We start from the raw sequence: 7,128 nt of genomic DNA on the forward strand, positions 1-7,128 counted from the left end.
TTGGCTTAATAACGCTTTCTAACTGGGAGGAAAGTCTTGGTCTATAACTAGTTGGCGAGAAATTGACAAATTAGTGAGGACATCATGGCAATACTCTCTTCAAATCATCGGCAATAGACCTGATACACCATGAAAAATACGCTAATCCTTTTCTTTTTCCTGAGCCTAACTGGGTGCACTCATAACCAATCAAAAGCACTGAGCATGAACTCCTCGCCAGTCAATACGTATCCTCAATCGATGTCGAACCTGCAACTGTGCGACACCTTGTATTACGGGCGATCAAGCAACCAGACACTCGCAGCAATTGGCAGTGAATTTAATCGAAGAGGTTTATCCAAGAGTTGGTGCGATACCGAAACCAACAAGCTTTATTTAACAAAGACGATTGATTGGGTAGCTGAACAAGTCGAAGACAAAGAAGATTCAGAGGAAGAAGCGTCTGCGGTTGTTTTGCCTGCGAATTGAGAAAAATGAAACGTTCTTGAACAAGAAAAAGGCAAACTGCAGATAGCAAAAAGACAGCCTAATTGGCTGCCTTCGTATAAGTGAACTGTACGGTACTAACGATTAATGAAATCCTTGAACAAACGTCTCGGCGAATGCTTTTAGCCTTTCGGTGATCCTTGGCAGAATGGTTCTTCGAGTTCTAAAGGTCATCTTCTCAGTGGTAAGTTGAGCGATGTCATCTGACTTCAAGCTCTCCACATTCAAACCATTTTCGATATTCGTGACCATCTCGCCAAACTTATCGGAGTCGAGCTTCTCTTCCTCTGCAATTTGGCTGATTTCCTTTTGCTTCTGCTCTTCGATGTACTCATCGAATTGCTCACCCTGTACTAAGCCCTGCAAGCTTTTTTCGATAAACCCTTCAATGAGGTGACGCTTACTATGAAGTGTTGGCTCAGAAGCGAGTAGGTTTGCAATAACCTGACGCTTCTTATCTTTGGCATCATCGCATGGCTCTTCAAGCATGGTTTGTAGAAGGTGACGTATGTAACCCACATTCACGTTGTCACGCTGAAGTAGCTCCAGTTCAAAGTCGATATCAGCAAGGATCGATTCTTTATCCGTCGGGTTGCCTTTTAACTCTCTGGCTAAATCACCGTACTTAGAGGCGTAATCCACAAACTCTTGATCTGAAATGCCTAGCGCTTCAATGTCGAAATCACTGAAAGTCTCAAGTTGGTTCTTCAAACGCATCAAGATACGGAACTGTTTGATGAATCCTGCTTGCATGTCTTCATCTGGCAGGTCATCAACACTTTGAACATCAGGGGCTATCGCTCTTAACGCTTCAAGCGCTTTGGCAAAGTCTTCGGTTAACCCTTCAAGATCGGGTACTTCGATGTACTCTGTCGGTTGTTTATTTGAAAACAGAGCAAACGCTTCATCGGCTTGTGGTTTCAAGTTGCGGTAACACATCACGTTGCCGTGAGACTTCACCGTACCGTTCAATCTATTTGTACGAGAGAAGGCTTGAACCAATCCGTGATACTTGAGGTTTTTATCAACGTAGATAGTGTTAAGGCTTGGCGCATCGAACCCCGTTAGGAACATGTTTACTACAAGTAAAATATCCACTTCGCCATTCTTAGTGCGGTTAGAAAGGTCTTTGTAGTAGTTGTAGAAGCTGTCGGTATCTTGGGTTGAATAGCTGGTGCCAAATTGCTCGTTGTAATCACCGATGTACGAATCTAACTTGTCACGACTATGCACTTTAGCGTTCGCTTCCGCTAAGCCCTTAACATTGACCTCACCCTCAAACTCTTCGGCTTCATTGACGCCATAGCTAAAGATAGTGGCGATATTGAGCTTGTGCTTACCTTCCGCCTTGAGAGCCTTAAAGGTGTCGTAGTAGGTGATTAAATCAGGGACACTCGCCACACACAGCATTGCATTGAACTTGTGCTTGGTCTTGAATTTATGAATGCCAATGATGTGCTCACAGACTTGCTTTATACGTTTAGGAGAACTGAAGAACTCGGCGATATCAATGCTAGATACATCCGCATCCAAGCCTGATTGTTTGTGCTTTAGCTTGCCGTAGTATTCAATCGCAAAAGGCAATACGTTGTCATCTCGAATCGCATCGACAATCACATAACTGTGTAGGCGTTCACCAAACAGATCTTTAGTCGTTCTCTTTTGAACGCCCTTACCTTCTACCTTTTTAGCGGTGGCGTTATCGGCAAAGATAGGCGTACCCGTAAAGCCGAAAAGCTGGGCTTTCTCGAAGAACTCAACGATATTCTGGTGTGTTTCACCAAACTGACTGCGGTGACACTCATCGAAAATAAAAACCACGCGCTCTTGGCGCAAGTGTTCGACTTGTCCCTTGAAGCGAGGCTTAGTGATCAGGTTGTTAAGCTTTTGAATCGTGGTGATCGTCAGCTTATTGATGCGATTTACGTTACTGCTGTAGATAGGTGAATATTCCGCAACTTGCGCTCGTTCTTCAGTAAGTGGTAATAGAGCTTCACCATCATTGGCGCTATTCCCTGATGCATTAACACTTTGTTTAGGTACAGGTCGAGAGCCGAGGAATTGGTTTAATAAACTCTTGGTGTCACCTGTACTGTCGACACTGCCTTTTAGGAAGGCATCAAACTCTTTGGCGGTTTGGTAGTCGAGGTCTTTACGGTCGACAACAAACACCACTCTATCGACGTTATCTAATCTCGATAATATTTGAGCTGTCTTGAAACTGGTTAAAGTTTTACCACTGCCAGTGGTATGCCAGATATAGCCATGCTTATCACTGCTCTTAACCTGCTCAACAATCGCTTCAACGGCATAAAATTGATAAGGGCGTAGCACCATTAAGAACTTGCCCGTTTCATTCTGTACTATGTATTGGCTGAGCATTTTAGTCAGATGTTCTTTATTCAAGAAAGCATCCGCAAACTGGGGCAGCGCATTAATCTTGTTGTTGTCTACATCTGTCCAGTGGAAAGTCTGCTTAAACGACAACTCACGGTTGTTTGAGAAGTATTTGGTATTCACACCATTGGAGATCACAAACAACTGGATGTAGTTAAACAGCCCGCCTTCTGCGCCAAAGGTGTGCTTGTCGTAGCGTCTGATTTGGTTGAATGCCTCTGCCATTTCAATGCCACGGCGTTTAAGCTCTATTTGCACTAACGGCAAGCCGTTCACCAAGATAGTCACATCGTAGCGATTCTCATATTTACCGTGCATGGTGACTTGGTTAGTCACTTGGAAAATATTCTTTGAGGCATCGGTATTCAATAAAGTGAGGTAGCTGATAGTGCCATCGTCATGCACCACATCGACCTTACCTTTAAGGCGCTTAGATTTGTCGAAGATGTTGCCTTTCTCAAGGCTAATGAGCACATTCTCAAATTCACGCTCGGTTAGCGCTAGGTTGTTCGCACGCTCAAGCTGCACCTTTAGGTTGGCTTTAAGCGCAGCGGCGTTCTCTATCTTGACGGGTTCAAAGCTCGCAGCGGTAAGCTGAGTGATTAAGTCATTTTCAAGTTTAGCTTCTGATTGTGTGCTCATAATAGTTGATAACTGATAGTTGAAAATTGATAGCTAAAAGTGCTACTTGTTTAAGTTCTGTTTGCTGGTTTTTACTATGCTGATTAAAAGTTTCAGCAGTTCAATGCTATCTGGAATGATGGAATCTGCTTGTTTTTGTGAGATATATTGGGAATCTCTAAGTAACTCAAGCCAATAAACCGTTTCATTCGCTTCTTTTAAAGCAATGTTCATTTTATTTACAAAATCAGCTTTTGACTGTGCATGTTCAGCTTCACGGACTAAAGCACCAATGGATGTACCACTTCTCAGCAGTTGCTTGGAAAGTACATACTCACGCTTCTCACTCTGCAAAAACTGATACAACTTAATGATACGCAGTGAAAAACTGTATGACTTTGTTTTTATTACCCCATCCATGGCTTAACCTTCAGTGAGTTGATAGTTGATAGGTCAAAGTGGATAACGACACTGTCAACTATCCACTCTCCATTTTCAATTAACTAAACGAACATCTGTTGTAATAATCCCTTTTTCCACTCTTTGGCTTTTTCAAGCTCAGAGTTGGTTAACTTCAACTTTTCTTCAATCTTTAACAGAAACGATTTAATAACGTATTGCTCTTCTATTGAAGGGAGGGGAAGTGATAGCCCTCTTAAGTCAGAGTTGTACACGTTACTAATGCTTGCCCCTCTAGCTAATGTTGAAATTTTCTTTCTCAGCTTCTCATTTATATAAAATGAAACATAAACAGGACAGTAATCAATATTCCCTTTTGGTCTCAATACATTGATGGTTCGCCCAATTGCAACATCACTAAGTGTCAATGCTGAAGCAGAACCAATATCGAGAGGGTCTTCTCCCGCAGAAGGAAGGAGAATTTCATTGCCATTACTGAAAGTTAACTCTGAATGCTCAAGGTTAGTGCCATTTACTACTGTAGTAATGACTTCGCCATACATATGGTAAAGTTCTCCATACCTAACACAAGGAGTATCAAACTCAGGAGATGCTTCATTCTGCTTAATGTTTTTACCAGTGGAGAAATTGAAGATGTCGTCAAACTCTCTTTCTTCCCAAGCAGGAAACTCACTGCCATCATCGGCTTTGAATCGAAGCGTGGGTGGGACAAAGTTAAGCTGTCCGTCTTGCTCGTGCCACTTGCCATTGAACAACTGCTGCATCACCCCGCGTTTGTACTCGGTGAGCTTGTCTTTCTTATCTGACAACAACCCAATCTTCTCATCGACCTTTGATAAGAAAGAGGCGATTTTTTGTTGTTCTGGGAGGAGGCAGTAAGTAACTTTATACTTATTCAAGAAAGCTTTATTGACGTTCTTTTGCGCACCGGGGTCTGCGATATTGTCCATCTTTCTTTGATGGGTCGATAGGAGGAAATGTAGAAAGTATGGGTCAGTATTTACAGGCTCCAGATTAATCAAACTGTCTGGACAAGCCATTGGTATTTGCAGCACACCTGTATAACCAATGTTCGCAGCAATAGTTATAAGCACTGTATTTTCAGCGAACAATTTACTAACGCCTAACCCTTTCTCATTCAAAGTTTGAGTAAAGTTACGTATATACCCATTCGAATTTGCGACGTCACTAGTTTGTACAAATGGAATGTTACCGTTGTAATATATAGGGTTATTCCGTGGTCTAGGTGTAAACTTACCTCGTTCGATTTTTGCGATTTTAGGTAGAAAGTTTGACGTCCACTCAGCTTCAAACTCACCAAACCTCAGCTTCGGCACATTCTCCTCAATGGATAATTGAGAGTGGACAGTGGATAGCGTTTCATTTTCAACTTTCAATTTTCCACTCTCCACTAAAAAGGTGCTTTGATATTAAGCTGAGCACAAAAATCAGCGATTTCCGTATCCACCGAATGCATCTTAGTTTCAAGCTCGGTTAGGTCTGTTGCCACCGCATCAAGGTCTACTGCCTCTTCCTCTTCAAAGGTATCCACATAGCGAGGGATGTTGAGGTTATAGTCGTTTTCAGCGATCTCAGACAGCTCCGCGACATGCGAATATTTATCGACTGATTCGCGTTTATTGTAGGCTTCAACAATACGAGTGACGTCTTCTTCACGAAGGTGGTTTTGAGCTTTGCCTTTTTCGAAGTGGTTCGACGCATCAATGAACAAGACGTTATCTGCACTATTTTCCTTGCGCTCAGGGCTGTTACGATTCTTCTTGAATACAAGGATACAAGTCGGAATGCTCGTGCCGAAGAAGATACCCGCAGGTAAGCCAATCACGGCATCAAGGTAGTTTTTGTTCTCGATAAGGTGTTTACGAATATGACCTTCAGCCGCGCCACGGAAAAGAATACCATGAGGAACAACTACCGCTAGAGTACCTGTATCATTTAACTGGTGAACCATGTGCAGTACAAAGGCAAAGTCTGCTTTAGTTTTGGGGGCAAGCTTACCGTAATCAGCAAAACGCTCATCGTTTAGGTGCAGATCGCTTGCGCTCCAGTTAGCAGAGAACGGAGGGTTGGCAACCACAGCATCGAAACGTTTGTCGGTATGCATTGGGTGCTCTAGGGTGTCGTCGTTCTTAATATCGAACTTATCGTAACGCACACCGTGCATCAGCATGTTCATACGAGCAAGGTTAAAGGTGCTTGGGTTTTGCTCCTGACCACAGAACTCTAGGTTGGTGCTACTCACTTCTTTTGCCACGCGCAATAGCAATGAACCAGAACCACACGTTGGATCGTAAACGGATTTCACGTCACCGCTTAAACTTACAAGCTTGGCAAGGATTTTAGACACTTGTTGAGGGGTATAGAACTCACCTGCTTTTTTACCTGCACCAGAGGCAAACTGACCAATCAGGTATTCATAAGCATCACCAAGGAGGTCAATTTCGGTGTTATCGATTTGAAAATCAATGTTTTCTAAGTGAACCAACACTTGGCAAATAAGCTTGTTACGTGCGTCTGGGTTCTTACCTAGCTTGCTAGAGTTCAAGTCGAGTTCTTCAAACAGTCCGTTGAAGTCATCCGCAGAATCAGCCGAGGTAGTGGATTGTTCAATGTCGTTAAGGACGCGGCTTAGCTCATCAAGAATGAACTCAGACTTCTCGCCACGCTTAGCAAGGCTTGAGAATAGCTGTTTAGGGGCAATGAAGTAGCCAAGGTTCTCGACACACTCATCATGCAGCTCTTTAATCAGTTCATCATCAGATTCAGCGCTATTTTCACCAGAGAAAGTAATACCATCTTCAGCAAGCAGCTCATCACAGTAGCGGTTCAGTTTGTCTGATAGGTATTTGTAGAAGATAAGCCCTAAAATGTAGTCACGGAAGTCGTCGGCAGACATATTGCCACGCAGTGTATTGGCGATGTTCCAAAGCTGTTTTTGTAATTCTTGTTGGTGTTCACGAACCATGATGTGCCTATGGGTTTGGTTTCAGATATTTAATCCGAAGATTGTACCAAAAACGAGAGTTTTAGAATGACTTTATGTCATAACTTAACCAGAAAAAGTTACGTTATTGGTAGAGGTAATATGTTGATTTGATAGGATTAAGATAGCAAAAAGCCGCTCATTAAGAGCTAATGCCGATCAGTTAAAGCCAAAGTGATCGGTTGAAGGATCCTTCCGAG

5 protein-coding genes are annotated in these 7,128 nt (G+C 42.8%); 1 reads left to right on the forward strand and 4 read right to left on the reverse strand.

Going from position 1 to position 7,128, the window contains the following annotated elements:
• Nucleotides 1-129 precede the first annotated feature (129 nt).
• Entirely contained in the window at nt 130-468 is a 339-nt protein-coding gene (locus AB6E08_RS15990; protein WP_372066942.1) for a hypothetical protein, read from the forward strand.
• Between the two features lie 102 nt (nt 469-570).
• Here the strand turns inward: AB6E08_RS15990 and AB6E08_RS15995 are convergent, their stop codons facing one another.
• The 4 genes from AB6E08_RS15995 to AB6E08_RS16010 form a co-directional block, all read right to left on the reverse strand.
• Nucleotides 571-3,525, reverse strand: coding sequence for a type I restriction endonuclease subunit R (locus AB6E08_RS15995; protein WP_372066945.1), 2,955 nt, complete (start codon nt 3,523-3,525; stop codon nt 571-573).
• A gap of 42 nt (nt 3,526-3,567) precedes the next feature.
• Complete coding sequence (locus AB6E08_RS16000; protein ID WP_155690035.1) at nt 3,568-3,924, reverse strand: four helix bundle protein; 357 nt, start codon at nt 3,922-3,924, stop codon at nt 3,568-3,570.
• Nucleotides 3,925-4,007: 83 nt separating this feature from the next.
• Nucleotides 4,008-5,321, reverse strand: a complete 1,314-nt coding sequence (locus tag AB6E08_RS16005; RefSeq protein ID WP_372066947.1) for a restriction endonuclease subunit S — start codon at nt 5,319-5,321, stop codon at nt 4,008-4,010.
• A 14-nt stretch (nt 5,322-5,335) separates the two neighbouring features.
• Complete coding sequence (locus AB6E08_RS16010) at nt 5,336-6,910, reverse strand: type I restriction-modification system subunit M (RefSeq protein ID WP_372066950.1); 1,575 nt, start codon at nt 6,908-6,910, stop codon at nt 5,336-5,338.
• Between the last annotated feature and the right edge of the window lie 218 nt (nt 6,911-7,128).

Source organism: Vibrio sp. 10N.247.310.24 (genome assembly GCF_041467175.1).
In the GTDB taxonomy this organism is placed as follows: domain Bacteria; phylum Pseudomonadota; class Gammaproteobacteria; order Enterobacterales; family Vibrionaceae; genus Vibrio; species Vibrio tasmaniensis_A.

What these genes read in the sequence shown, in the direction of transcription:
- AB6E08_RS15990 (WP_372066942.1), top strand. Translation starts at nt 130, where the DNA reads ATGAAAAATACGCTAATCCTTTTCTTTTTCCTGAGCCTAACTGGGTGC.
- AB6E08_RS15995 (WP_372066945.1), bottom strand. Translation starts at nt 3,525, where the DNA reads ATGAGCACACAATCAGAAGCTAAACTTGAAAATGACTTAATCACTCAG.
- AB6E08_RS16000 (WP_155690035.1), bottom strand. Translation starts at nt 3,924, where the DNA reads ATGGATGGGGTAATAAAAACAAAGTCATACAGTTTTTCACTGCGTATC.
- AB6E08_RS16010 (WP_372066950.1), bottom strand. Translation starts at nt 6,910, where the DNA reads ATGGTTCGTGAACACCAACAAGAATTACAAAAACAGCTTTGGAACATC.